1 protein-coding gene is annotated in these 289 nt (G+C 65.4%); it reads left to right on the forward strand.

The annotated features are described in order from the left end of the window. On the forward strand, window positions 1–289 hold a 289-nt coding region (locus ACVA58_RS27960; RefSeq protein WP_446513502.1), incomplete at both ends, for a dihydrofolate reductase family protein.

Here is a 289-nt window from a genome sequence, read left to right on the forward strand (position 1 = left end):
AGCTGCGCCTTGGCCGTATGCGCAGCCCGCGTGGGTGTTCACTTCGCGCAAGCTGCCGGTGGTGGAGGGTGCCGATGTCCGCTTCGTGCAAGGTGACGTGGCGCTGGTGCATCAACAGATGCGCGCAGCGGCCAACGGCAAGAACGTGTGGATTGTTGGTGGCGGAGAGCTGGCCGGGCAGTTTCTCGATCGCGGTCTGCTCGACGAGTTGATCGTGCAGATCGTGCCGGTGGTGCTGGGCAGCGGGTTGCCGCTCCTGCCACGTGCGGTGGTGACACCGGCATTGAAG

Source organism: Photobacterium sp. DNB22_13_2 (genome assembly GCF_052873915.1).